We start from the raw sequence: 25,714 nt of genomic DNA on the forward strand, positions 1-25,714 counted from the left end.
TGGCCGGGACGGCGATCCGCAGGGCTCCGTCGGTGTATTCGACCGTGGTCTGCTCCGCGGCCTTCACGTCGCGGCTCTTCGAGGCGTTGGTGGGCATGTGCGTCCGGCGGGCCGAGCCGCCGGGCAGCTTGCCGTCGCAGGGGTGAGAACGTCGGCTCCGCAGGTGTCCTCGACTGGGCCGTGAGAGGCGACCGTCATGGCTGGTGCCTGGCCCGACCGCATCTCGCCCCGGCTCGATGGCCTGAGCTCCACCTACGAGGTGGAGCACTCCGTCAGGCGCCCCGTCAGTCCTTCGGCCTCGGCGACGCGCTTGGCGCACAGGTATGGGCGCGCGAGCAACAGGCCCGTGCCGGTCATGGCGATGCCGAGGTAGACCGGCGCGAGGTGGATGAAGTCCGTGTAATGGATCGCGCCGTGCACCACGACAGCAGGCAGGAAGCCGGCCGCTCCCGCCACGGCCAGGGTCCAGAACACCCAGGCTTCACCCCGCCGCCAGCCCCACGCGCTCAGCAGAAGGATCGCCACCGCGGCGGACATCAGGGCGCCTCCGAACCCCGCACGGTCGTGAGCGACGAACGGCACGAGCCGGGGATTGACGGCTTCCAGCATCTCCGTGCTGGTGCCCAGGAAGGTCAGATCCGTCGGCACGAAAACACCGGTCAGTCCGACCAGTGAAATCACGGCCCCGCCGACGAACAGCCCCGCTCCCGTGACGATCAGCAGCAGCTGGCCCGCCAGCGCACGTCGGCGCTCACGTTCCGGGCCCTCGGGTGCCAGGCGCCACCGCGGTGCGTGCCCGGTCGGACGGCGGACCGCGGCCACGAACATCGGGAACAGCACGATGGTGGTGGCTGTGTGCAGGGGTTCCACGAAGCCGTTGGCCAGGAAGTAGAACAAGGTGGGAAAGCCGATCGCCCCCGAAAGCAGATACACCTCGCGAGCCCACGGCCAGCCACGTCTGATCCCGCCCACGGCAAGGCCGGTGTAGAGGGCGCCGATCGCCACCATCGTGCCGGCCATGGTGGTCCGGTCGTGCTGAATGAAGTGCACCAGGTGGTGGTTGGCGGCATGCAGTTCATGCAGCGTCATGCCGAGATAGTCACGGTCGTACCAGAGCAGTACCGGCCCCAGCGTGATCGCCGCGGCGCCGAGTCCGGCGCCCGTCATACCGAGCCCGACGAGCAGCGCCCACCACCAGGCCGGCCAGCGTCGGGGGTCTCGGCCGACATCACGTATCCCCGGAGCGGGCTCGGTGGGTGTGGCTGCCTCGGTGACCCGTGCGAACCAGCCGGGTCCGGCCTCGACGAGCACCCTGGGCCGGGCGAGCACGACAGCGCCCGCTTCCACGACCGCGGCGGCCGCGGCGGCGACCGACGGGTCGGACACATGGACCACGTGCGGGTCGTCGCCGTCGATGAACCCGTCGACATGGGGTCTGAGGGCTGCCTCGGCCTGCGGATCGCAAGCGCGGACGACCAGCGGGATCGAGCGTCCGGCAGCAGCCTCGCGTACGGTTTCCGCTTCGGCCGCCGAGACGGGCGACACCTCTACGAAACCGGCACCGAGCGGGGCCATGGCGCGTACCGCCTCTTGGGCCAGCGAGGGCGGGACGGATATGCCGAGGCGGACAGCAACCGGCACGCCCGCGATCTCACCGGCAAGGCTCTTGGGTGGATGGCGGTGACCGAATCCCCTGGCGATCAGCCGCGCGCCGGCGGGGCGGGAGCCGATCCAGGCCAGCAGGCGCAGCGCCGATCGCTGCGAGCGGCGGCGGCCAAGGACGGCAGCGGCCGCGCCGCGCAGCGGGTGATACGTCCAGTCCGGCATCAGTGCCTCTCACTCTTCGTCGCGGCCGGCGGGGCATCGGGTGGCGTCCAGCCGAGCACCGGCGTCATGGAACGCAGCGTCGCCCGCGTCGGCATCAACCGGGCGGCCGTGTCCCGCAGCAGCACCGCAGGCGGCCACGACAGCTGACCGACAACGCCGAGCCGGGCGGAACGGCGCGCGATGGCGCGGGTCCTCGGGCGGCGCAGCTGATCGTACGAACGGAGCGCGGCCGCCACGTCCGGCGTGCCGTCAAGGCAGTGGGCGAGGGTGACCGCGTCCTCCAACGCCTGGCACGCGCCCTGTCCCAGATTCGGGGTCATGGCATGGGCGGCATCCCCCAGCAGCGCGACCCGGCCACAGGTGAAGGAGGACAGCGGCGGGAGGTCGTACAGATCGTGCCGCAGCACCGCGTCCACGGGGACGGCGGCCAGCAGACGGGGCACGGGATCCGGCCAGGTCCCAAACCGGCGCACCAGCTCCGCATACTCGGACTCGGACGAGCCGAAGGCCCTTCCCTCGGGCAGCGACGCGGTTGCGAAGCAGTACATCCGCCCGCCCGGCAGCGCCGTGTATCCGAACCGCTCCCCGCGGCCCCAGGTCGCAGCGCCCTCCAAAGGCGGCACGGCGAAGGGTTCGGTCACCATGCGCCAGGCCGTGTAGCCGGCATACCGGGGACTCGCCGCCTCCGGCCACAATGCGCGGCGGACCACACTGCGCAGCCCGTCCGCGCCAATGACGACATCGGGCGTCGACCGACCCCCGCGGTGATCCACGACCAGACTCTGCCCGTCCTCGCGGACCGCGGACACCTCACTCCCCGGGCGCAGGCTGTCAGCCGGCAGCGCCTCGGCCAGCACCCGCAACAGGTCCGCGCGCTGCAGGACCACCAGGGGATGGCCGAAACGGCGCGTCAGCTCCGCATTGTCCGTTCGTGACAGCCAGCGGCCCCGACGGTCCCGTACGCCCCCGCCGGCCTCGATCGCCCCCAGTGCCCGAACGGCGCCGGCCAGGCCGAGCGCCTCGAGCGCGTGCAGCGCGTTCGGCCACAGGGAGATACCGGCCCCGATCTCAGTGAACTCCGGGGCCCGTTCCAACACCTCGACACGCCAGCCACGGCGGTGCAGGGCGACGGCCGCCGCGAGGCCGCCGATCCCACCGCCGACGATGGTCGCGACGCGCTGCGGCATGAGTCCTCACTCGGGGTACGGGGACGCCCCCTGGTCAGGCGGCCATCGATCCGGTGCCCGAGCGGCACACGGCAAAGGCGCAGGTCCGGCTGAGCAGCGCCTCATAGCAACATGTCGACAGATACCTGTCAACGCGGCCCCGGAGCGGACGGGCCGACTCAAGGACGCTGCGGCTGCCGGTGTCACGACCGTTCCGCACCGAGGTCGGCAAACGTGGGGTGCTGTTCTGCGGTGAGCTTGTTGATCAGACCGCCACCGCAGGCATGAGCGCGCGTGGTGTTGCTCGCTGGTGGCTGATCCGGCAATCCAAGATCGTGATTCCCTCGGCCGCGCCTCCGGCCGGGGACTACAGTCGCGAGCATGGTCGAACACGATGCCTTGAGCGCCACCCGCCAGGCCTACGACGCGGCTGCCGCCCAGTATGCACAGCTGTTCCGCGACGAGCTGCTGGGCATGCCTTTGGACCGTGCGATCTTGGGTGCCTTTGCCGAGGTCGTGAGTGCGAGCGGGGACGGTCGGGTCGCGGATCTGGGTTGTGGACCTGGCCATATCACGGCTCATCTGGACAGCCTGGGGCTGGCGGCGTTCGGCGTCGATGCCTCCTCCGCGATGATCGAGTTGGCACGACAGGCACATCCAGGCCTGCGGTTCGACGTGGGCTCAATGGCCGCGCTGACCATCCCTGACGGCGTGCTGGGCGGCGTACTCTCCCGTTGGTCCATCATCCACACTCCGCCGGAAGAACTTCCCGACATCTTGGCGGAGTTCCACCGCGTGCTGGCACCTGGCGGCCACCTTCTGGTCGGCTTCTGGGCCGGCGATGATCCGTCTCACCCGACGCAGATCTTTGATCACGCAGTCGCACCGGCCTATCGGTGGTCGCCCGATCACCTCGCGGCGATGCTGCGCGAGTCCGGGTTGGCCGAGGTAGCCCGCATGGTCCGCCGGCCCCAGCCCACCGAACGGCGCCAGTTCCAGGCGGTTCACCTGCTCGCGTGTAAGGCGTAGGCGACTGTCTGACCGACTGCCCTCCGGGCCCGACCGTCCACGACTGCTCGTAGGACGCGACGATGTTGTCGGCAAGAAACGGCGAGTGGTGCGCCGATCACAGCTCCAGGACCGGCTCGGGAACCGTTCCCCCGGGTCCTGCGTGACCTCTTGATGTGTTGTCGGCTGGCGGTGAGGCGACGGGAGGGAAGCGGATGAGGGCGCGGACGTTGGTGAGCGTGGCGGTATCGGCCTGTGTGGCGCTGATGGCATGCGCGTGCGGCCCGGACAAGGCGAAGGAGGGCACCGACGCGAGGCCTTCGCAGTCGTCCGCGTCCACGCGGACAACGGAACCGTCGGCCACGCCGTCCGCGTCCGCCCGGACCGAGAAGCCGTCGGCCACTCCGGGCAGCGACCAGCGCAGGCCCAGGACCAAGGAAGGCGCGATCCAGCGGTACGAGCAGTACCTCCACGCCCTGGGCCGTGAGGACATCGACACGGTCTGCGAAGTGGCCGCGCCCGCCGCGAAGAAGGCACAGGACCAGGGATTCGGCCCGTGCACGTCGACGTACGCCGTCGTCTTCCAGATGATCTCGCCCGCGCAGAAGAAGGCCCTGCAAACCGCGACGGTCGACCCGCAGCGCATCGTGGTGCGCACTCCCGACAAGATCGAGATGCCGGTCGAGGCCGTCAGGTCCTCCGCCACCTTCTCCGAGAGCGACCTCGGCAGCTACACCCTGGAGTACCTCAAGAACAACTGGTACATCACCGACTGAACCCGACGCGTCGTACGCGCTGCCGCCCGACGGCAGTAGCGGACTCATTGCCACGGTCTTCGTTGCTGATCAGAAGCCGGATTCGGAACGGCTCGCGATCGCCGGAAGGGCGCCCCAGGATCGGTGAACGACTGGCTTGGGAGTGAGGACCGCCCAGCGGTCTACTGGGCACCTATCATCGGCTCCGTGATGTCGCGAAGGTCTGATGCCGCGTAAGTCCCCGCGCCTGGTGCGCGCCCGCCTCCCTGATCGCCAGGGGCACGACGGAGTCAGCACGCTGCTGATCACTGCCTGCCCTGGGCCACCCATGTGCAGCGCCGTACACACATACTTCTATGTCGATGGCCTCGACCTGATCGCGCGCAGTTTCGACGGCGCAACCGGCGATCGTCCGCATCAGCTGCTCAGGCCTGGAGGCCCCCTCTATCCGACTGATCAAGCCCGGAACGTGGATGTTGCGACCCACGGGCAGGGCACCGACGCCGCCCCGGCGGTCTGTATCCGGATCCGGCTCCGGGGTCGGACCGTGATCTGGGGCAATCTGATGTACCCGGGTGCTGATGACCGTGTCATCGAGGAAGTTCGCTTCGACTTGACCCAGTACCTGGCCGAGATCGAGCGCGGCTACGCGCGATGGGGCGGCGGGGCGTAAGGCGTACATACGGAAACGCCGGCGACTCTCACTGATCTGCGTGCCCACTCCTGTACGGTCTTGCGGATCGCGGAGAGCGATTCCCTCAGGTGCCGAAGAGGTCGATCGTGGCTGATGAACGGCTTGACGCCGAGTGGGTCCGCGGCTGGTGCGAGCGGGCGGACGCGGCACTCACGGAACTGGTTCAGTCGATCCAGGCCCGGCGCGGCTTCCCGCCCGGCGGCAACGTGGTCGCGCGCGCGACGGACGAGAGCCATAAGGCGACGGACGCGCTCGTGGAACTGACGCCGATCCCTTCGGACCTGACCACGATGTACTGGGTGCTCTGCGAGGTCTCCCTCCCCGACGTGGACAGCGGCTACTTCGTTCACCCGGCGTCAGAGGTCGCACAGCACTTCCGCGAGTACGGAGCCATCCGGATCGACGGGGAAGAGCCTGCGCTGGTATTCGCCCGCGAAGGCGGCGGCCACCTCTTCGCGCTGGCAGGGTCCGGCCGCGTCTGGAGGTCCACCACCGCCTCGTGGTTCGGTCAGTTCGACCTTGCCGCTTCCAGCCTCCAAGAGTTCCTCGAAGAGCTGGTTCGAAGGATCAGCCGTCAGCTCTGACCGGCAGCGGCGGAGGGGCGTTCGGTCGCCGTCGGTGGGGTTGCGGCGCCGTTCAGGCAGCGGTCGAGGAGCGCGTGCATGCGGGGGACGGGGAGGGACGGGTTGGCCGCGGCGCCCTCTGCGGTACGGGGGTCGGTGAGCAGGCCCTCCAAGTCCCCCGGTGTCAGGCTCGGGTTGGCGGCGGCTGCCCGGCACACCGACTCGTCGGGGTCGTCCACCGGGGGTACGGGCAGGGTGGGATCGGCTGCGGCCAGGGCGCGTACCTCGGGGTCCGGGTGGCCGACGAGGTGGGTGAGGCCGGCGCGGGGGAACGCGTGCAGCGTCAACAGGTGCGGACGGTGGGCCGGGCGCGTGACGAAGACGTCCAGAAGGAGGTGTGGCGGAGCGAGGGGGTGGTGGCAGGCCAGCCGGATCCGTACCTCCTCGTCGTCGTCCTGCGCGAGTGTCTCGACGATGTCCGCGGGCAGGCCGGGCCAGCTCGCCGCAACCCGGCGGAGCACCGGTTCTTCGGACGTCGCGCAGGTGGCGAACCAGTGGGGCGACGGCTCGGGGGCCGGCTCGGTGATCGGGCAGAGGCAGTCCGGACCGTGCCCGATGACCCGGTCGATAGCCCAGTACTCGGCCCAGGTGCGGGGGAAGGGGTGGAGGCGTGCGCGCATCCGAACGCCGTCGTCCGGGTCCTCCCTCAGCTCGGTGACAAGGTCCGGTGCCAGGTCGGGCCGGGCGGCGACCCTCTCGCGGACCTGTGCCTCGGGGTGGCGGGCGAGCCGGGCGACGGTGTCGGCCGGGGTGTGGCGGTTCCAGGTCAGGGGGTGGACCGTGTCGTCCGCGAAGCACTGCTCGATGAGCGCGGGGGACAGGGCGCACGTGCCGAGCACGAACGACTTGCTGTGCGAGCCGATGAACGGCAACTTGGCCTCCACCGCTTCCGGGTCCAGCTCCCAGCTGCGCTTCTGCGCCGCTTCTCGTACCGCGGGGTCGGGGTCGTCGAGCAGGGCTTCGCGCTGTGCGGGGGTGAGCACCTGCCAGGCGGTGGCGTGGATGCGGATCCGGGGATGCTCGTGCTCGGCCATGGAACGGCGGAAGGACAGAGGGATCTGCCGAGAGAATTCGAGGTCCTGGACGATCTCGCCTTCGGTGAGCATGCCGTCCTCGCCGCCGTCCTGGGCGGTCAGGAAGGCGACGAGGATGTCGTCCGGCAGCGGCCGGACCCATCGGGGGCGGGGGCGGGGGCCGCCGGCGAGCCCCGCGCGGACGATCCCCGACGGGTCGGTTGCCAAGGGGGCGAGTCGCGAGGGGTCGACGTGCCGGTTGCGGGCGAGGGCGCGGCGGATCCCGCCGGCCGGGTGGCGGAGGGCTGCGTCGAAGACGGCGTCGGGCAGGTCACGGCCCTCGCACATCAGCAGGCCGGCGTCACCGGCCGCTTGATCCATCAGGCGTATCAGTACGTCGGAAGGCGTCGCCGGATTCAAGGCGATGCCGCGCAGCCACAGTTCATGCGGAGAGTCGGACACCGCGTCATCCTGCCACCTCGTCGCTCTCGCGTGATCCGGCGTCGGACGTAGCAGTGGCAGCACCGTGGCCGCAGTCCTCCCCTGCCCGAAGCGGGGAGCAATCGTCGCGTGATCGGTCGGAAAGGATCTCGCAGCGTTCTCGTGTCCAGGTCCTGCCGTGGTGTGAGGGCCGCATCTGCCGACGTTCTGGGTACGGCAGTCACGCGAGTTGAGTACGAGCGCTCAACCGGCGGTCCCCCACCGCATCGAGGATGGGAAACGTCGTCGAACACGAAGGAGGCGCCAGATGCTCAGCCGCATCGCCGACATCCTGGTACCCGCGGTGGGCCGCCTCGCCGTGACCGTGAACGCCCGAGCCGAACTGGCGCCGGGCAGCATCATCGCCGCGAACCACACCTCGCTCGCCGACCCCGCCATCGTGCTCGCCGCACTCCGTCGGCTCGGCGTCTCGCCCGTCGTCCTGGCCGCCGCGGGTCTGTGGCGCATCCCCGTGCTCGGCCGGGCGCTGGCCCACGAAGGCCACATCCCAGTGATCCGCAACGATCGTCGTGCCTCGGACGCTCTCGACCTCGCCGCGAAGGCCCTCGAACAGGGGCGCCTCGTCCTCATCTACGCCGAGGGCGGCCTCCCGCACCGGGCCGACGCCGCCGAAGCACCTCCCGGGGCCTTCCGCAGCGGCCTCTCGCGTCTCGCCCACCGCACCGGCGCGCCTGTCGTTCCGGTGGGCCAGGCCGGTGCCCGCCGTGTCACCTCGGGCAGCACGGCGAAACAGCTCGCGGGAGTGGCCACCGCACCGCTGCGCCGGCCGGGGCTGCATGTTCACGTGGGCGCGCCGCTCACGTTGACCGGGGACAGCGCGGCGCGCACGGCCCAGGCCCATAGGGCGGTGACCGCGGCGTGGAGGACCGCGGCCGACCACCTCGGGTGATCTCCTCCCCCGGCAGGAGGTCGGTCGCGCGGAGAGGGTCGCTCCTCCCCTAGAACGCCTCCGCGTGCGTACGGTCACCAGAGCCAGGACCCGGGCCCGGGCGCCGACTTGGAGGGGTGACGCGTCGCCATGCGCCGGAACTGCCCAGTCGGCCCATGAGGAAGGCGAAGGGTATCGACACGAGGACGACTGTCTGGAGCGGGAACCAGTCGACGTGCCAGTCGGGGAAGAGCGCCAACGGGTTGCCGGAGAAGACCGGGCCGGACAGTTGCAGCCCGACGGCGCAGCCCAGGCCTCCGTACAACGTCCAGAGCAGGCCGGTCCGGGTGTAGCCCTTCCAGAAGAGGGTGTACACCACTGCCGGAAGCAGGGAGGAGGCGGCCACTGCCAGGGAGAGAGCCGTCAGGAACTGGACGTTCCACCCCTGGACCCAGACCGCCAGGGCGATGCTGAGTACGCCGACACCGGCGGACGCCAGGCGTGCGGCGGCCACTTCCCGGCCCTCGGTGGTGCGCCCACGGCGCAGGACGTGGGTGTAGAGGTCGTGGGCGATCGTCCCCGCTGCCGCCAGGGTGACACTGGCGACGACGGCCAGCGTGGTGAGGAAGACGCCGGAGGCGACCAGGACGACGAGCAGCGCTCCGCCGGCATCGGCGTTCGAACCCCCCGCCAGTTCGCCGGCGAGCATCACCAGCGCACTGCTTCCGCCCGGATCGGCGGCCAGGATCGCCGGTGCGCCGATCAACGCCGAGGCCGCGAAGCCCATGAGAGCCGTGGTGAAGCAGAACGCGCCGACGATCGTGAGGGTGTGGCGCACGGTACGGCGGGCGGTGGCGGCGTCGGGAGCCGTGCCCAATTGCAGGGCGACGTGCGGCAGACAGGCCGCGCCCAGGACGATGGTGACCACGAGACCGATGAAGTCCAGGGTGGCCGCGGGCTCGGCGCTGCCGCCGAAGCGGAGGCCAGGGCGCAGGTAGTCGGCGGGACGACCGCTTCCCTGTTCGGCCGCGGAGATCAGGGAGTCGGCGCTCCAGTGGAAGCGGTGCAGCAGTACGACGGACACTCCCAGGGCCACGCAGAGCAGCACCACCGTCTTGATCACCTGGATCACGACCGTACCGCGCATGCCGCCGAACGCCGTGGTGCAGACGACAAGAGCACCGATCATGACGATCGCCGTCTTCTCGATGCCTGGACCGGAGAGCCCCAGCAGCGCCGCGGTGGTCACTCCCGCACCGGAGAGCTGCACGACCAGATAGGGGACGCAGATGCAGAGGGTGACGGCGGCGACCGCGATCCTCACCGCGCGCCCAGGGGCCCGCAGCCCGAACGTGTCACCCAGGGTGTAGCCGGCACGCTCGCGCAGGGGCGCGGCGAGGAGGAGCAGTACACCGAGGGAGAGCACGGTGCAGAGCGCGATGAACAGGCCGTCGTACCCGAAGACGGCGACGCTTCCCGTGGTGCCGAGCACCGTGGCCGAGGAGAGGTAGACGCCGGAGAGGACGAGGGCCCCTCGCAGGGGCCGCAGTGTGCGGCCCGCCGTGTAGAAGTCGTTGACACGGTCCCTCGGCGCCCCGCTGAGGACACACAGGAACAGGATGGGGACGATGAAGGCCACGAAGCAGCCGAGGATCAGTGCCTGGGTCTCCGTGTCGAGCGTGCCCGGCGCGGCGAGCGGGATCTCGGGTCTCATCAGTACTCCCCACGCTCGTGCGCGATGTGGCGGCGACCGGTCCGGGAGTCGTCCGCGCGGCGGTCGTAGCGCGCCGCCGTCCACACCAGCAGCACGGCCTGGAGCAGGAGTGCGGGCACACCGATGCCGGTTTCGCCCAGGACGGAGTCGGCCATGAAGTCGGCGGCGGAGCAGACGAGCAGCAGATGCACGGCGAAGACTGTTGCGTTGACCACGGCGAAGGACATGCCTGGACGGCAAGGCCGGGAGCGATGAGGGGAACGAGGAACGTGCGGGTGGGTCATAGCGGTCTCTCCTGGCGGGCCTGGGTGCGGGTGGATCGCCTCTGAACGAGGCTCACCAGAGCACCGGCCCCCCAGGCCCGTCCATGCGCTTCGCCGGCACCGGTGTCCGTTCCCAACGCCCGTAGGGCGTGACTGTGCCGAGGCCCAGAGAGATGAGGGCGAAGGAGGATCAGGCCGGGCGACGCCGCTGTTCGTCGTCGGCAGAGCGCGCAGGGGCCACGGCCGGTCCCAGCAGGAGGTGTGCGTCGAGCGCGAGGGTGAGTTGCACCAGGTCGCGTGGGCGGGACAGCGCGAGGCCGGTGATCTGCTCGACACGGCGCAGCCGGTTCAGCACGGTGTTGCGATGGCAGAACATGTGCCGAGCTGCCTGGCCGGTGGAGCCACCGCATTCGATCCAGACGCCGATGGTGTCGAACAGCAGGTCGCGGTCGGCGGGGTCCAGGTCGTACAGGGGACGGAGCACCTGGCGGACGAGTTCGTTGGACAGGTCGGGCCGCGAGACCAGGAGTCCGTCGGGCAGGCGGGTGTCGAGCCGGGCGACCTCCCCGTCGCCCCGGCAGGTGCGAAGAGCGAGCCCTGCCATGTCGCGCGCGCGGGCCAGACTCTCCAGGCCGGGTACCACCAGGCTGATGCCGATGCGGAGCCCCGGGCCTGCGTCGAGGCCGGAGGCGAACGCTTCCAAGGGGCGGTCGCCCAAGTGGGCTACGAATACGGCCCGTTGACCCCAGGCATGACGCAGGACCCGTATGCCCCTCAGTTCTGGAGCGGCCCGGGGAACGCGGCCGTACGGCGGTGTCGCCTCCGCGACCGCCACCGCGTACCGGCCACCGAGCGGCAGATCGAGGGTGTCGGCCGCGCTCCGGGTGAACTCGGGTTCGGGGCGCTTCTCCAGCAGGGCGGCGAGGATCAGGCGGACGCGTTCGGCGTGTCGGCCGGCCACCCCCTCGATGACCTGCCGGTATGCGTCGGCGACCAGGACGGCGTCGCGGTCGTTGCTCTTCCACACCAGCTCGGCGACGTGTACGAGCCGGTGCATGTCCCCCAGGCTTTCCCGTTCCACGACGCCGATCATCCCGCTCCAGACTTCGGATCCGGCGACACGGAAGGCGTGCAGGACTTCGTCGAGGGGACGGCCCTGTTCCGCGCGCCGCATGCCCAGCTCTCTGGTGAACCGCTCGACGTCCACGATCCTGCTCGGATCCACCCCGGTCTCCAACCCGTGGCGGATGCCGGTTCCCACGGTCTCGCGCACGTCGGGCGGTGCGAGCACCGGGTCGGCGTAGTACGGCACCTCGGCGCGGATCGTCTCCAGGACGGCGTCCGTGAAATCCGTGCCGTACCCGAGAAGCCGCCGGCATGCGCGGTCGAAGAGCTCGACGGAAGACGGGTCCGTGGCGCTGCCGGGGGCGGAACTGCGGTACATGGACGCTCCTGGTGGACGGGGTGCAAGAGCACCACGCGAGGGGCCGACGTGCGGCGCCGGCGTGAGCTGCCGACGTCCGGTGGCTACGTGAGCTGCCGACGTGAGCTGCGCGGAGCGCGGGGAGTCCTCCGCCTGGCCGGTCGCCGTAGGCGAAAGCCGGCGGCGTCCTTCCCGGCGAGCATCATGCTAAGCGGTCGGTCAGGGAGTGGTGGGGTCTCAGCCGGATCGTGATGTTTCCGCATCCGAATGAGGCGACAAGCCAGTCGCCCCGGGGCCGGACCAGCTCACCCCCGAGCGCGTCGACGGGCGGTGGACGAGGGGAACGCGCCAGTCGGCAGATGGCACTCTGATGCCATGGAACGATCCGGCTCTCAAGAGCCGAATGATGCCATCGCGCAGGCAAGCTCTCCTTCGTGGTCCGCCAGGGCCGCGGCAGGGCGGCGATTGGCGGCAGAGCCTCGGATCGAGGCCGTCGTCGCCGACGTCCTCCACCGTCTCCTCCTCGACGGAAAGGACACAGGCGTGACCTCGGACACGGCGGTCGCCCTCCTGGGGCGCGGGGACCTGCCGGGTCTCCGTGCCGTTCTCGCAGCCCGCGCCCAGGCGACCGAGGCTGCCACCGCCGACCAGCTCAGCGCGGAACTCGACTGCGATCCACGCTGGACGTCCGGCGAGGGTGTCGCCCCCGAGCTCATTCAGCAACTCCGTGAACTCTCCTTCGATGCAGACCCGGAGGTTCGCGACGAGGCCCGGCGACGACTCTCGCCCTTCCGCAGTTGAGAAGGCGAACCTGAGCCGATCGGCCCTCGACGACGACCGATCGTCACCCGAGCCGAGGACCGGCCGACCGCCTCCGCAGAAAGTGCCGCGCCAGGGGAATCGCGTGGACCTACCCCTGAGGCCACATCGATCGTCCACGCTTCAGGGCCCCAGGTAAGGACATGCGGCATCGACGCCCTCATTGCCTACCCAACTCCCACCCGGCTGGCAGACACTCACCTGGTCCCAAGACCCGTGCTGGAAAGTATGATCAAGCGATGTCTGACATGACCGAGACCACGCCCGGCTGGCTGACCACGGACGAACTGGACAGCGCCAGGGCCCGGATGCCCATCCTGTACGTCGAGGCCGTGCCCGTGCGCGTGGACGACAGCGGCGAAGTCACCAGCATCGGAGTGCTGCTGCGGATCCGCGAGGACGGAACGATCAACCGCACCCTGGTATCCGGCCGAGTCATGCACCACGAGCGGGTCCGAGACGCGCTGCTCCGCCATTTGGAGAAGGACCTCGGCCCTGTTGCGCTGCCTCGTGTCCCCGCTTCCTTGCAGCCCTTCACGGTCGCCGAGTACTTCCCCACGGCGGGCATCACCGCCTACCACGACCCACGCCAGCACGCTGTTTCTCTCGCGTACATCGTGCCGGTGACCGGAGACTGCCGCCCCCGGCAGGACGCACTGGACCTGGTGTGGTTCAGCCCGCAGGAAGCTGCCTCCCCAGCTGTGCAGGGCGAGATGACGGGCGGCCACGGGGTGCTGCTGAAGCAGGCCCTTGCCCATGTGGGACACGCGTACTGAGGCCTCCCTGCGTGACCGCCGGGCAATCAGCCGTCGTCCAGCGAGTCAGCTGAGTCACGGCCTGGCGGATGTGCCGCACGAAGGACCGATCCGCCAGCGGATCCACGACGGCGCGGACGGCGGGGCGCATCGTGGGGCAGGGACGACCTGGCTCCGGCGCTCGCATCTGGCGGCGAGTCGCCTGTCCTCCGTGCCATGCGCGGCCATGGCATCCAGCGCCACACGAGACGATCTCCAAGTCGCACGCGACGCGTGTCGCATCGCCCGGGCCGACCAGGCGGACTCTGGCAAGATTCCTCTCCCGCCGTGCAGCTGGAGACTCACGTCGCAGCAATAGCCCTCCGGTCGGTACCGTTTGGTATTTCGCGAATGCCACCCGCCACTACCCGAGCGACCAATTCCCCATCGTCCAGTCGTATGTCGACGTTTGCCTGGCGGGTTGCCTGGAGACCGAGGACCGCTTCCCGGAGGCCCGAAAGGCTCAATTCGCCAAGGAATTCATCAGAACCACGACCGACCGGCAGACGCCCGGGCCGAACCGCAGCGCTTGGACGTATCCGCCGTGGGGCGGCTCGGTCGACAGCAGTCCGGGACGTGGTCAGCGACAGTCGTCGAGCCAGTCGCCCGGGATCAGGCCACGAACGCGGTCGAGGTCCTCCGCCGTCCGGCCACGGACCAGGATGGCCATGCCGTCGTCACGCAGCAGCACGTTCTGGCCGAGGAACCACCGGATTGCATGCTCGTCCTCCCCGATGGGATACGCAGGGAACGGCAACCGGACGGTGTTCGCCTCCAGCAGCTCCCCACTGTCGTCATCGGGCTCGAGGAAGTCGCAGAGCTCGCCATGGACCTGAACGGACTCGGACAGAACGATCTCGACGAAACAGAGGGACAGCCGCTCCAGCCAACCCTCCCATCGCTCGGCGCTCTTGTCGGCGAGGTCGAGCCGGATGAACACCGCAGGATCTTCGTCCTGGAGGCTGTCGAGGAGGACGCCCCAGGACGCGGCTCCCTGGTTCTCGTGACGGAAGACCAGGGCCTCCTTGGCGTCGTCCACATAGAGCTCGGCCGGGCCGAGCAGCACATCGTGGTTGCTGGTGAGGTCCCGGCGGCGACCGAACAGCAGATACGCATCGCGCAACGCCGCCGGCAGCCGGACACCCAGCCTCTCCTCGGCGGCGACCAGATCGGCCTCCGCCCATCCGTCACCGCTCTCGAGGGCGCCGGCCCAATGGGCGGCGAAGCCCTTGATGAAGCTCCACGCACCACTCCGGCCTTCGACGCCTCCGGCGAGAGACGCAGCAAGATCGAACTCTTGTGTCATGCCAGGACGATATCCGTCCGACGTGTCAGCCCTCTCCACACGACCGACCGCGGCCATACGATCCTCCACTTCTTCGCTCCGATCCCGGCGTCGCCGCCTCGGAGCGCGGAGTCACACGAGACTGCCCCGGGCTACCCCTGTCGCGGTCGGGCATCGGCCTCGAGGCGGCTCGATCGGCCTTGCACGAAAAGGGCCGCGAAGACCCTGTGGAATCGCGCGGTCATCTCGTCGGCGGTCTGCTCGGGGTGGTGCCGCCACCAGCCGACCACCGAGCTCACCGTCCCGTACCAAAGGTGCGTGACGAGGTCCGCATCGAGCGGGTCGGTGGCCTGGGAAGCGCTGAGAACGTCGGCCACGCCGGCTGCTCCCATGCGGTTCAGTTCCCGCCGGTACACCGAGGCTGCGGCATGGAGGTCGATACTGGCCGCCACGGTGGTGTCGTAGACGAGTTCCCAGTCGTGCGGACGTGCTTCGAGCGCTCGGAAGATGGCCTCCATGGTGCGTGCGGCGCGCGCGAGGTCCGGTGACCCGTCCTGCGCCGATTCGACCGCTGCGACGAGACGGGAGCCTGCGCGGTCCAGGCAGGCCAGGTAGAGGCCGTCCTTGGACCCGAAGTACTCGTAGATCATGGGCTTGCTGATCCCTGCCCGCGCCGCCACGACCGCGGTCGACCCACGTACGTAGCCCTTGGTGCCGAACTCCTCCGCCGCCGCGTCCAGGATCAGCAGTTCGCGGTCCTTGCGGGGCATGCCCTTGGTCCCCACGCCGCGCGCGTTCTTCTCCTGCTTGCTCATGGCTGCATCCTATGTCAATCTTACCGCGCGTTAACTTACCCAGCGTTCAGATCGGTGGTGTCGGGCAATGCAAGGCAAGACGCGTTCGTGGTGGGGATGGGGAAACCTCGAGGATGCGGTGGTCGGCCCGGAGCGTGACGCGCTGACCCGCAGAGTTTCCGAACTGCTGCCGGGAGCGGACCTGACCCCGCACACGGCACCGCCGGTCGAGTCGTTCGCCGTGGGAGCGAGCAGGGTCCAGGCGCCGTCGGCTCTGGCGTCGATCGTTTCCGAGGACGTACGGGACCGGCTGGCGCACAGCCACGGGCAGGCGTTCCGCGACGTGGTTCGGGCCCTGCTGGGCAAGCTGCCGCACGTGCCCGACTTGGTCGTGCGCCCGACCTCGGAGGCCGAGGTCGGGCAGGTGCTCGATTGGTGCAGCGACGCCGGCATCGCGGCCATCCCCTTCGGCGGAGGCTCCTCGGTCGTGGGAGGTGTCGAACCGCGCGTCGGCGGCGACTACGCAGGGGCGGTCAGCCTGGACCTCACCTCCATGGACCAGGTTCTCGAAGTCGACCGCACCAGCCGGGCCGCGCTCGTCCAGGCCGGAGTGTTCGGCCCTCACCTGGAAGACCAGCTGAGGCCCCAGGGGTACACACTGCGGTTCTTCCCTCAGTCCTTCGAGTTCTCCACCCTCGGCGGCTGGCTGGCCACCCGGGCCGGAGGCCACTTCGCCACGGTCCTCACCCACATCGACGACCTCACCGAGTCGCTCCGGGTCGTCACCCCCGCCGGCACCGTCGAGTCCCGCCGGCTTCCCGCTTCGGGTGCGGGCCCCTCCCCGGACCGGATGTTCCTCGGTTCCGAGGGGTCCCTCGGCGTCATCACCCAGGCATGGGTACGGCTCCAGGAGCGCCCCCGGTGGCGGGCAGGCGCGTCGGTGGGGTTCGCCGACTACGACGCGGGCGTGAATGCGGTCCGCGCTCTGTCGCAATCCGGACTGCATCCTTCCAACTGCCGCCTCCTGGACCCCGTCGAGGCGTTCATCAACGCCGGCTCCCCCACGGCCGTCCTGGTGCTCGGCTTCGAATCCGCGGATCACCCCGTCACCGCCTGGATGGAACGCGCTCTGGAGCTCTGCCGTGACCACGGCGGCACCCTCGCCGAGCCGGCGCGCCAAACCGACACGGCCGACATGACCGAGACCGCTGACCGGTCCGCGCACAGCGGAGCCGCCGACACCTGGCGCTCCTCGTTCGTGCGGATGCCGTACCAGCGGGACGCGCTCGCGGCTCAGAGCATGATCGTGGAGACGTTCGAGACCGCGTGCACCTGGGACCGATTCGACAGCCTCCGCGCAGCCGTCAACGAGGCGGCCCAGGACGCCATGCGCCAGGTCGGGGCTACAGGCGTGGTGACCTGCCGGTTCACCCACGTCTACCCCGACGGCCCTGCACCGTACTTCGGGATCTACGCCGGTGGGGTGTGGGGGAAGACGGTGGAGCAGTGGGACGAGATCAAGGCAGCGGTATCCGACGCGCTGATCGCCTCCGGAGCCACCATCACCCACCACCACGCTGTGGGCCGCGACCACCGGCCGTGGTACGACCAGCAGCGCCCCGACCTCTTCGCCGCCGCACTCCAGGCCGGCAAGGCGACGCTCGACCCGGCGGGCATCCTCAACCCCGGCGCCGTGATCGACCCTCTGCGGAGGCCCTGAGCAGCGCGTCCGCCGCCGGGTCCTGCCCTGGCGGAGTCCGGCGCAGGATTCGTGCGGTGGCCACCGCAAGCTGTGCGTCTCAGGCGGCCTTCGACCTCGGCTTCGACCTCGGCTTCGACCTCGGCGAGGCTTTACTTCGTATCCCGCCGCGCCGTGTAGGCCGTCAGCATCTCTGAGCGTGTCCGGTACAGCACACACCGGCGAAGCGGCCCTTCGGGCACGCTCGGGTCCTCGAAGTCGTCAGCCGGGTCGCGTGTCATGCCGATCCGGCGCATCACCGCCTGGGAACGTACGTTGGTGACGGTTGTCGACGCGACCACTTCCGGCAGTCCGAGGGTCTCCAACCCGAAGGCCAGGCAGGCCAGGGCAGCTTCGGTGACGTAACCGTGGCCCCACGCCGAACGTGTCAGACGCCAACCGATGTCCACTCCGGCGAACGGCATGTCCGCGCCCACCTCGTCCAGGCCGACGCGGCCGATGAAGTCGCCGGTCTGCCGTGATTCCAGCGCCCACCAGCCGAAACCCCGCTCGTCGAAGGCGGCCTGCATCGATGCCACCACGGCGTCGCTCTGCTCCCGTGTCAACAACTCCCCGAGATGTTCGCGGACTTCGGGATCGGCGTTCATCGCCGCCCATGGCTCGAGGTCGGACTCCCGCCACCGGCGGAGCAGAAGCCGATCCGTTCGCAGTTTTGGCATATCGCCCAGCCAACCCGATCGGGAGCAGGGTGTCGATCGGATTTGTCGTGCCGCTGGTTTCTCCACCATGCCTGGCTCGTTACGTAGATCCTTCGCGAGATCTTGCGTGAGCTGGGCACCAACTACCAACCCTGGCGCGGGGAGCACTGAGGTCGTCGGATGAGGGCGCGCGATCATCGCCCCCGCGGCCGGCTGTGTCTTTGTGAGATCGGCCAACGTTGTGGCCGAGGGACGCACGGCGATTCCGTTGTTTCGCCCGTGGCCCGGCCACAGGATCCACGGTGCCCCGCAGAACCGCGGGTCACGCAGGATCCCAAGGAGGAGCCATGGGCTCGATGGCCGACGAGTTGCGCCGACGTAAACCCCTGAACGAGATGATCGCGGAGGCGGACGGCGACTACTCGGGACCTCCGCTGCGACGCACCATGGGGCTGTGGCAGCTGACTCTGCTGGGCATCAGCTCGGTCGTGGGAACCGGGATCTTCTTCGTGCTCGGCACCACCGTGCCCAAGGCCGGTCCCAGCGTTGTGCTCTCGTTCGCCGTCGCCGCGGCCGTCGCCGGGCTCGGGGCGCTGTGTTACGTGGAACTGGCGGGCGCCGTCCCGGTGTCGGGCAGCACGTACTCCTACGCCTACGCGTCGCTCGGGGAGGGGGCCGCGTACCTCGTCGCGTGGTGCCTGATCCTCGAGTACGGAGTCGCGGTCTCCACCGTGGCCGTCAGCTGGGGTCAGTACCTCAACGAGGTCGGCGACGCGCTCTTCGGCGTCACGCTGCCGGACGTCATCAGTCAACCGCCGGGCGCGGGTGGCCTGGTGAACGTGCCGGCGCTGGTCGTGGTGCTGCTCTGCTCCCTGCTTCTGGCTCGTGGGACGAGGGAGTCCGCGCGGGTGAACGCGGCCATGGTGTGCGTCAAGATCGGCGTGCTCGTGTTCTTCGTCGTCGTGGCACTGACCGCCTTCACCGCCGACAACTTCTCCGACTTCGCACCGCACGGCATCGGCGGGGTGACGGTCGCCGCCTCGGGTGTCTTCTTCTCCTACGTCGGGTTCGACACCGTCTCCACGGCCGGCGAGGAGGTGCGCAATCCCCGGCGCACCATTCCCCTGGCGCTCCTGTTCACCCTGCTCACGGTCACCACGCTGTACGTGACCGTCGCGGTCGCGGCAGTGGGCGCCCAGCCGGCGCGCCGGTTCGGGGAGCAGGCGGACGCGGGTGAGGCCGTCCTGGCCGAGATCCTCCGGAACGTGACCGGCCTGGGCTGGCCGGCGCTGCTGCTCTCGGCGGGCGCGGTCGTGTCCATAGTCAGCGTCGTCCTGGTCACCTTGTTCGGACAGACCCGCATCCTGTTCTCGATGGCCCGTGACGGCCTCGTTCCGGAGATCTTCCGGCGCGTCGACCGCAAGCGGCACACCCCCGTCCACAACACCTGGATCGTCGGTGCGGGCGTGGGTCTCCTCGCCGCCTTCGTGCCCCTGCAGCACCTCGCCGATCTGACCAGCCTGGGCACGCTGATCGCGTTCGTCGCCGTCGCGGCGGCGGTGGTCGTGCTCCGCCGCATCGCGCCGGACGCGCCACGTCCGTTCCGCGTCCCCTTCTACCCCGTGGTGCCTGTGCTGTCCGCGCTGTCCTGCCTGTACCTGGCGTATCTGCTGCCGGGCATCACGTGGACGCTGTTCGGGGTCTGGCTGCTTCTGGCGGCCGTTCTGTATCTCGTGTTCGGGCGGCGTCATTCGCGGCTGCGGCGCAGCGGGGCGGCACCGGACGCCGCGCATGGGGTTGCGGGTCAGGTGGGCACGGGCGACGACGCGGTCACGGACGGCCGGGTCCCGCCGCCCGCCGGGGGGAGCGGTCCGACGGTGCCGCGCGCCTGAGTTCCAGCCAGGCGGCGAGCCGCATGTCCGGGTCGTCGAGATCGATCCGGAACAGTTCATGGATCCGCCGCAGCCGGTGGCGCAAGGTGTTGGGATGCACCTTCAGCCGTGCTGCGGCGGATGCGACGTCGCCGGTCGCATCGAGCCAGGCGATTGCCGTGGTCCCGTAGTCGGTCCCCTGGGCGCGGTCGTGGGCCAGCAGCGCGTCGACCTCCGACAGACGCAGCCAGGCGTCCCGCTCGAGTTCGTCGCCCAGGCGGTCCAGCAGGATCCGGTGCCGCACATCCGACGTCGCGGCGGCCGGCTGTCCAGGTGCCTCGTGGGCCGTGGCCCGTAGGATCCCGTCCGCTTCGCGACGCAGGGCGGCGGACTGGGCGAGATCGGTGTACGGCCTGGACACCGCGGCCCGTGCGCCGTCACCCACCGATCGCTGTACGGCCGCGAGCGCGCTGTCCGCGAATCGCCGGCCCGCCATATGACCCGTCGCGGGCAGCAGGACGTACACGGCGTTCCCGTCGGCAGCCACGGTCGCCGTCGCCCGGTGCGCCGCGCAGTGCCGCATCAGCACCCACTCGACATGGGTGAGCAGCGCCGAATCGGCGCCCGCCGTCGCGGCCTCACGTGCGGAGGCCGGGCCGGGTCCTGGGGCGGCAAGCGCGAAGGCGGTCAGGCAGAACTCCACCCCGGGGCGCAGCCCGAGCAGGTCCGCGGCCTCGTCGGCGGGCGGTCCCGAACGGTGGAGGACCGCGCGCAGCGTGTCCCGCCGCATGCGTCGCTCGGCCTCCGGCAGGTTGAGCGCGCGCAGGAGATGGGGAGCTGCGAACCGTGCCGCGTCCAGCAGTTGGAGCTCGGCATCGCCGCTGAGCCCCTCCTCCGGTTCGATCGCCCACAGCGTGCCCAGCGGGAGCGCCCCGGCGCGGATGGCGACGGCCGCTCGTGGCAGTTCGTCCCCCATGGCGGGGAAGCGCACGGCGCCGGTCGCGGCGAGGACCTGGCGGTACTGGCGGCGCTGTTCCGGTACGTCCGGGACGCGGCGGTGCAGGATGCCCCACTCTCGTACGGAGTCGATGCGAACCCCGGCCACCTTGGAGTACGCGACCACGTTCTGGTCCAGATCCTCGATCGCCACCGAACCGCCCACGGCGGCGGCCAACGCGTCCGCGAGCGCGAAGAGTTCCTCACCGCCGGCCGGTGCGGAGCCGGTCGGCTCCCCACTGCCGTGGGCGGCGAGCGCACAGCTCACCCCGGCATCGACGTTCCGCCAGGGCATCGCGTCGTCGGCGGTGAGCACGGCGATGCCGCACGCCCGTGCCTCTTCGACGAACGGCTCCGGGTCGTGGCCTCGTCGTTTGACCACCACGGCCGCGAACTCCCGTTCCGCGGCCTGGCGCAGCACCTCGCGCGCCCGGCTGTCGGCGAGGCCGATGCCGACGAGCAGGAGGACGGCCGCGGGGGAATGCGGCATCGGCTCCTCGGGGTCGTGGATGACCGTGCCGCTCACCCGCACGTCCAGGCCCTCGGGCGCCACCAGCACACGCACCGGGGACACATCGACGTCCCGTGCCAGGACCCTCAAGGTGACCGGATCCATGCTCTCCTGCAGCGTCGTGGACGTTGTCGGATCGGACAATGGGTACCTCGTTTCGTGGGGAGATCGACCACGGTGACGTGGGGTGCGGGCTGCCAGGATAGCCACGTATCCGCAGTCGAACCGAAGAGGGAGACCTCGCGCATGACCGTCGCCGAGCAGCCCGCCCCGCCCGCCACCGCACTTGTCGGACTCTTCCCTGACGGCTCTCACCTGGATGAATACGGTGAGCTCATCGTCGGCGGGTGCCGCGTGGCCGACCTGGCCGAGCGCTTCGGGACCCCTGCGGTCGTGGTCGACGAGAACGCTCTGCGCCGCCGGGCCCGGCGGTACGTCAGTGCCTTGGCGGAGCATTGGCCGAACAGCCAAGTGGTCTTCGCGTCGAAGTCGTTCCCCTGCACCGCGGTCGTCCGCACTCTGGTCGAGGAAGGCCTGGGGGTGGACGTGGCCGGTGGCGGCGAACTCGTCACCGCCCTCGCAGCGGGTGTCGACCCGGCGCGGCTCGTCGTCCACGGAAACGCCAAGACCGAGGCGGAACTGGTGATGGCGGTGGACGCGGGCGCGGGCACGATCGTCGTGGACAACTTCGACGACATCGACCGCCTGGAGCGTGTGGTGGGTGACCGGCGGCAGCGGGTGCTGCTCCGGGTCATCCCGGAGGTGTCCGCCGACACTCATGAGGCGATGGTCACCGGGCAGCGAGGCTCGAAGTTCGGGCTGTCCGTCCCGGACGCGGTCCGCGCTGCCGAGCGCCTCCGGTCGAGCGACCGGCTTCTCCTCGAGGGCCTGCACGTGCATGTGGGCTCGCAGCTGCTCGACACCGAGCCGTTCCGCAGGGCGGTCGAGGCTCTGGCCGGCATCGGGGAGCTGGGCGAACACGCCGTCTACGACCTCGGCGGAGGACTCGGCGTCCGCTACACCTATGACGACCGCCCGCCGACGGTCGAGGAGTACGTACGGACCCTGACCGACACGGCGCGCAAGCACCTTCCGTCCACGGCCCGCCTGATCATCGAGCCCGGCCGCTCACTCGTGGCCGAGGCGGCCATGACCCTCTACCGCGTGGTCACCGTCAAGCCCGGACCGCGCACCCTGGTGGCCGTGGACGGCGGAATGGCCGACAACCTGGAGCCGATGCTGTACGGCCAGCGTTTCGAGGCGACCGTCGCCTCCCGCGTCGGCGGCGGCGAGCGTTGCGATCTCGTCGGACGTCACTGCGAGTCGGGGGACACGCTGATCCGTGACGTACGCCTGCGGGACCCGCGGGTCGACGACGTCATCGCGGTGCCGGTGACCGGCGCGTACTGCTTCTCGCTCGCCAACAACTACAACGGCGCCAGGCGACCGCCCGTCGTGTTCTGCCGCGCCGGGGAGGCCCGTGAAGTGGTCCGGAGGGAGACGTACGACGATCTGCTGCGGCGCGACATCGACGTTGACCGCTGCGACGAGTGAGACGGGTGGGAGCGTAGACGCCGGTGGTTCGGACGCGCTCAGTCGCCGGCAGGAGCGTTGTCGACAAGCCGTCCGGCCGTCTCGGCAGCCAACTCGTCGATCTCCTGCTGAAGCGCCCGGGCCTGCGCCTCGAGCTCCGCGATCCCGGCTTCCCGTTGGTCGGCCACCGCTGTGATCCGCGCGGTGTCTGCGGCGATCACGGCACAGGCGTGATCGACAGCGGCGTTCAGCTGCGCGTCGTCGGCGGTACGGGCGAAGTCCTCCAGAGCGCGCTTCACGGCGTCGGAGCCTCCGCGCGCGAAGATCCGCTGCAACGCGTCGTAGTCGAGGTGGTCGGTCACAAGGCTCCCTGGGTGCGCTCGTTCTTGTGGACAGACTAACGACAGGGTCAGGCTGAGGACGCGGCTGTGTCCCGCACGAGCCGGTCGGGGCGACGAAGCGGTCCTGCCCCGTCGCCGCCGGGGCGGCGGGGCTGCCCGACCCAAAGTTGCGCTGCCGCGCGAGCTGCCGCGGCGGCACCTCGGCGACGGCCCGCCGGCGGGCCGGCCGGCGTCCTCCGGCTGATCGTGCGGGTCACCGCGGAGTTACGTATATCGATGTCCGCGATCCTCCGCTCCGTGCCACCATGCGGGCATGGATGCTCCTCCCGCGACAGGCATGGCCCACCAGGTGCACCGGCGATGGCATGCATGGGAGGCACCTGACGGAGACTTCATCACGTTCGCTGACGGCTCTCTGTCGGTGATGAGCCTCGTACGCCTCTGCCCACCTGATGAGCACGACAACGCACGGGCTGAGCGATGGCAGTGGATCGAGCAGCTGCGAGCGACTGAGTGGAGCGTCGACAACTGGGTGGATGTCGACTGCGTGCTCTCCTCCCACACGCATGCCGGAAGCCGTGCCTTGGCAGGAGAGTCGGCTGCTCACGGGAGTATCGGCTGGGTCGCCCTGACACGGGACGACGACGAAGGCACCTTGGAGTGGGTCGCGATCTCCCTCTCGTCCAATCCGTTCTCCAAGGTGACCTTGGACGAGACCACGGTGACCGCTGTCAGTACGGCAGGCCGTATCTGGACCTTCCCTCGCAACGCACCGCAGCGAGTCAGGATCACCGAAGATCCCGCCTACCCGTGGGGTGGTTGAGAAACGCGTCGCCTCAAGAGCTGCGCATACCCCGGTGGTGCTCCGAGACGCAAGGCGCTGTCAGAGCCGGACGATGACGAGAGCGGTGTCGTCGGTGGCGCCCACGGCCGGGAGCAGGTCGAGAAGAAGCGCGTCGGCGAGCGGCTCGGGTTCGGCTCCTCGGTGGCGGATGAGGGAGTCGGCGAGGCGGGTGAGGCCGGCGTCGATGTCCTCGTGGCGGCGTTCGATCAGGCCGTCGGTGTAGAGGACGAGGGTGTCGCCTTCGGTGAAGGTGCTTACGGCCTGTGGGCGGGGAACGTGGTCGGGGCGGGCGCCGAGCGGGGGGTCCGTGGCCTGGTCGAGGAATTCGACGGCGCCGTCGGTGCGGAGCAGGGCGGGTGGTGGGTGACCGGCGCTGCTGTACGTGATGGTGTGGGTGTCCCAGTCGATGAAGGTCTCGACGGCGGTGGCGTTCTCGGCGCCTTCGACGGAGCGCGCGTACAGGCCGAGGACTTCCAGCGCCTGGGCGGGGCCGTCGGCGACGTGGGAGGCGGCGCTGAGGGCGCTGCGGAGCAGGCCCATGACGCCTGCGGCCCGGAGTCCGTGGCCGACGACGTCACCGACGGCGACGCCGATGCGGTCGCCGGGCAGGCCGACGAGGTCGTACCAGTCGCCGCAGACGTTGAGCGTTCCGATGGCGGGCCGGTAGCGCACGGCGGCCCGGTGGTGGCCGAACGGGCCGGGGGCGGGCAGCATCGCGTCCTGCAGGGCGAGGGCGACCTCGCGCTCCCGGGCGTGGGCTTCACGGAGCCGTTCGTTGAGTTCCTGCAACTCCTTGGCCCGGGTGTACAGCTCGGCCTCCAGCACCCGGGTGCGGCTGCCCCGTGCGCCGCGGGCCTTGATGAGCTCGGTGACCTCCTCGACACGGTGCAGCAGCAGCACGACCTCGCCGTCCGGTCCGAGCACCGGTGCGTTGACGGGGCTCCAGTACCGCTCTTCCCACTCGCCCGGCCGTTCGAGGGACTCCACGTCGTAACGCTGCAGCGCCATCGTGTCCCGTTCGCCGGTGGCCAGCACCCGTTGGAGTGACGCCTGCAGGTTCCGCGCGCCGGTGGCGGCGGGGTCACCGGGGTTGTCGGGGAAGACGTCGAACAGGTACCGGCCGATCAGCTGCTCGCGCGTCCGGCCCGACATCCGAACGAACTCCTCGTTCACGTCCACGTACACCAGCCCGGGAGTCAGCAGCGCGACCATGGCGGGCAATGCCTGGAACACGGCCGCGTGGTCGATACCCGCCTCCGCCATGGTCGGCCTGCCTCTGCGTTCGGTACGGTCCGGTGATTCCCACGATAAGAGTCAAGGTGAGCCCTCGCGCCTTCGCCGGATCGGGGTGGCGGCGCGGTTCGGGAGAGCGGCGCACACCGGCCCCGATGGGCGTGCGTCCGGACCGGGCGGTGGTTCGGAGCCTGGGCGGCATGGTGTGCTCCGTTCAGGCCCACGTCATCCTGTCGGTCCGCTCCGGAAAGCCGTTGGCCGACCGCCTGAGGGGCATAGTAGGTTCCGCGTCGGAACCCGGTGAGTATCGAAAGGAAACCCGCGGTGCACTTACCCATTTGGGCAGCGGCCGACGACGACCTCCTCGCGGAGGAGCATGGTCCGCCGCTCGCGGCCGTCCAGGGTGTGCGCGGCTTCCCGCTCGCCCATGTCACCGACTGA

At 70.1% G+C, this 25,714-nt stretch carries 23 protein-coding genes and 1 pseudogene; 11 read left to right on the plus strand and 13 right to left on the minus strand.

Annotation, left to right across the window (positions count from 1 at the left end; genetic code table 11):
- The 3 genes and pseudogenes from ACZ561_RS37570 to ACZ561_RS37580 all read right to left on the minus strand — a co-directional run.
- Positions 1-97, minus strand: a pseudogene (locus ACZ561_RS37570) (DUF4097 family beta strand repeat-containing protein); the annotation flags it as partial.
- Between the two features lie 155 nt (positions 98-252).
- Positions 253-1,827: a hypothetical protein gene (locus ACZ561_RS37575; protein WP_471004207.1), complete on the minus strand. Its 1,575-nt coding sequence runs from the start codon at positions 1,825-1,827 to the stop codon at positions 253-255.
- Complete coding sequence (locus ACZ561_RS37580) at positions 1,827-3,014, minus strand: FAD-dependent monooxygenase (RefSeq protein WP_471004209.1); 1,188 nt, start codon at positions 3,012-3,014, stop codon at positions 1,827-1,829. The genes ACZ561_RS37575 and ACZ561_RS37580 overlap by 1 nt, the downstream gene beginning before the upstream one ends.
- Positions 3,015-3,374: 360 nt before the next feature.
- Between ACZ561_RS37580 and ACZ561_RS37585 the strand changes: the two genes are divergently transcribed.
- The 4 genes from ACZ561_RS37585 (at position 3,375) to ACZ561_RS37600 (ending at position 6,034) form a co-directional block, all read left to right on the plus strand.
- Entirely contained in the window at positions 3,375-4,022 is a 648-nt protein-coding gene (locus ACZ561_RS37585) for a class I SAM-dependent methyltransferase (protein ID WP_471004211.1), read from the plus strand.
- 218 nt (positions 4,023-4,240) lie between these two features.
- The gene (locus ACZ561_RS37590; protein ID WP_471004213.1) at positions 4,241-4,777 is read left to right on the plus strand and encodes a hypothetical protein; all 537 of its coding nucleotides are present in this window, start codon (positions 4,241-4,243) and stop codon (positions 4,775-4,777) included.
- A 205-nt stretch (positions 4,778-4,982) separates the two neighbouring features.
- Positions 4,983-5,429 (plus strand): hypothetical protein, encoded by a 447-nt coding sequence (locus tag ACZ561_RS37595; protein WP_471004215.1) that lies wholly within the window; start codon positions 4,983-4,985, stop codon positions 5,427-5,429.
- A gap of 107 nt (positions 5,430-5,536) precedes the next feature.
- Positions 5,537-6,034 carry a hypothetical protein gene (locus ACZ561_RS37600; protein ID WP_471004217.1) on the plus strand — a complete coding sequence of 166 codons (498 nt, stop codon included), beginning with the start codon at positions 5,537-5,539 and terminating at the stop codon, positions 6,032-6,034.
- Here the strand turns inward: ACZ561_RS37600 and ACZ561_RS37605 are convergent.
- Complete coding sequence (locus tag ACZ561_RS37605; protein WP_471004219.1) at positions 6,025-7,548, minus strand: hypothetical protein; 1,524 nt, start codon at positions 7,546-7,548, stop codon at positions 6,025-6,027. The two genes, ACZ561_RS37600 and ACZ561_RS37605, sit on opposite strands and share 10 nt — an antisense overlap.
- A 286-nt stretch (positions 7,549-7,834) precedes the next feature.
- Between ACZ561_RS37605 and ACZ561_RS37610 the strand changes: the two genes are divergently transcribed.
- On the plus strand, positions 7,835-8,476 hold the full coding sequence (locus ACZ561_RS37610) for a lysophospholipid acyltransferase family protein (protein WP_471004221.1): 642 nt from the start codon (positions 7,835-7,837) through the stop codon (positions 8,474-8,476).
- 49 nt (positions 8,477-8,525) lie between these two features.
- Here the strand turns inward: ACZ561_RS37610 and ACZ561_RS37615 are convergent, their stop codons facing one another.
- The 3 genes from ACZ561_RS37615 to ACZ561_RS37625 form a co-directional block, all read right to left on the minus strand.
- Positions 8,526-10,169 carry a sodium/solute symporter gene (locus ACZ561_RS37615; RefSeq protein WP_471004223.1) on the minus strand — a complete coding sequence of 548 codons (1,644 nt, stop codon included), beginning with the start codon at positions 10,167-10,169 and terminating at the stop codon, positions 8,526-8,528.
- Entirely contained in the window at positions 10,169-10,396 is a 228-nt protein-coding gene (locus ACZ561_RS37620; protein ID WP_471004225.1) for a hypothetical protein, read from the minus strand. The genes ACZ561_RS37615 and ACZ561_RS37620 overlap by 1 nt, the downstream gene beginning before the upstream one ends.
- Before the next feature lie 226 nt (positions 10,397-10,622).
- Positions 10,623-11,876: a PucR family transcriptional regulator gene (locus tag ACZ561_RS37625; RefSeq protein ID WP_471004227.1), complete on the minus strand. Its 1,254-nt coding sequence runs from the start codon at positions 11,874-11,876 to the stop codon at positions 10,623-10,625.
- Positions 11,877-12,320: 444 nt separating this feature from the next.
- Between ACZ561_RS37625 and ACZ561_RS37630 the strand changes: the two genes are divergently transcribed.
- Both ACZ561_RS37630 and ACZ561_RS37635 read left to right on the plus strand, forming a co-directional pair.
- Positions 12,321-12,656: a hypothetical protein gene (locus ACZ561_RS37630; protein ID WP_471004229.1), complete on the plus strand. Its 336-nt coding sequence runs from the start codon at positions 12,321-12,323 to the stop codon at positions 12,654-12,656.
- Between the two features lie 257 nt (positions 12,657-12,913).
- The gene (locus ACZ561_RS37635; RefSeq protein WP_471004230.1) at positions 12,914-13,450 is read left to right on the plus strand and encodes an NUDIX hydrolase family protein; all 537 of its coding nucleotides are present in this window, start codon (positions 12,914-12,916) and stop codon (positions 13,448-13,450) included.
- Between the two features lie 598 nt (positions 13,451-14,048).
- Here ACZ561_RS37635 and ACZ561_RS37640 read toward each other — a convergent pair.
- Both ACZ561_RS37640 and ACZ561_RS37645 read right to left on the minus strand, forming a co-directional pair.
- Positions 14,049-14,774 carry an SMI1/KNR4 family protein gene (locus ACZ561_RS37640; protein WP_471004232.1) on the minus strand — a complete coding sequence of 242 codons (726 nt, stop codon included), beginning with the start codon at positions 14,772-14,774 and terminating at the stop codon, positions 14,049-14,051.
- A gap of 131 nt (positions 14,775-14,905) precedes the next feature.
- Positions 14,906-15,568: a TetR/AcrR family transcriptional regulator gene (locus ACZ561_RS37645; protein WP_471004234.1), complete on the minus strand. Its 663-nt coding sequence runs from the start codon at positions 15,566-15,568 to the stop codon at positions 14,906-14,908.
- A 67-nt stretch (positions 15,569-15,635) separates the two neighbouring features.
- Here ACZ561_RS37645 and ACZ561_RS37650 point away from each other — a divergent pair, with 67 nt between their 5' ends.
- Positions 15,636-17,267, plus strand: a complete 1,632-nt coding sequence (locus ACZ561_RS37650; protein WP_471004236.1) for an FAD-binding oxidoreductase — start codon at positions 15,636-15,638, stop codon at positions 17,265-17,267.
- A 131-nt stretch (positions 17,268-17,398) separates the two neighbouring features.
- On the opposite strand, the gene ACZ561_RS37655 is transcribed toward ACZ561_RS37650, so the two are convergent.
- Positions 17,399-17,965, minus strand: coding sequence for a GNAT family N-acetyltransferase (locus ACZ561_RS37655; RefSeq protein WP_471004364.1), 567 nt, complete (start codon positions 17,963-17,965; stop codon positions 17,399-17,401).
- Between the two features lie 326 nt (positions 17,966-18,291).
- Here ACZ561_RS37655 and ACZ561_RS37660 point away from each other — a divergent pair, with 326 nt between their 5' ends.
- Positions 18,292-19,836: an APC family permease gene (locus ACZ561_RS37660; RefSeq protein ID WP_471004238.1), complete on the plus strand. Its 1,545-nt coding sequence runs from the start codon at positions 18,292-18,294 to the stop codon at positions 19,834-19,836.
- Here the strand turns inward: ACZ561_RS37660 and ACZ561_RS37665 are convergent.
- Positions 19,775-21,427: a PucR family transcriptional regulator gene (locus tag ACZ561_RS37665; protein ID WP_471004240.1), complete on the minus strand. Its 1,653-nt coding sequence runs from the start codon at positions 21,425-21,427 to the stop codon at positions 19,775-19,777. The two genes, ACZ561_RS37660 and ACZ561_RS37665, sit on opposite strands and share 62 nt — an antisense overlap.
- Positions 21,428-21,568: 141 nt before the next feature.
- On the opposite strand from ACZ561_RS37665, the gene lysA reads away from it, so the two are divergent.
- On the plus strand, positions 21,569-22,876 hold the full coding sequence (gene lysA / locus ACZ561_RS37670) for a diaminopimelate decarboxylase (RefSeq protein WP_471004242.1): 1,308 nt from the start codon (positions 21,569-21,571) through the stop codon (positions 22,874-22,876).
- Positions 22,877-22,914: 38 nt separating this feature from the next.
- Here lysA and ACZ561_RS37675 read toward each other — a convergent pair whose 3' ends face one another.
- On the minus strand, positions 22,915-23,217 hold the full coding sequence (locus ACZ561_RS37675; RefSeq protein ID WP_471004244.1) for a hypothetical protein: 303 nt from the start codon (positions 23,215-23,217) through the stop codon (positions 22,915-22,917).
- 292 nt (positions 23,218-23,509) lie between these two features.
- On the opposite strand from ACZ561_RS37675, the gene ACZ561_RS37680 reads away from it, so the two are divergent.
- Positions 23,510-24,019, plus strand: coding sequence for a hypothetical protein (locus tag ACZ561_RS37680; protein WP_471004246.1), 510 nt, complete (start codon positions 23,510-23,512; stop codon positions 24,017-24,019).
- Between the two features lie 60 nt (positions 24,020-24,079).
- Here ACZ561_RS37680 and ACZ561_RS37685 read toward each other — a convergent pair whose 3' ends face one another.
- Positions 24,080-25,303: a PP2C family protein-serine/threonine phosphatase gene (locus tag ACZ561_RS37685; protein WP_471004248.1), complete on the minus strand. Its 1,224-nt coding sequence runs from the start codon at positions 25,301-25,303 to the stop codon at positions 24,080-24,082.
- Positions 25,304-25,714 lie beyond the last annotated feature (411 nt).

This window comes from Streptomyces sp. NPDC039609, from assembly GCF_055596705.1.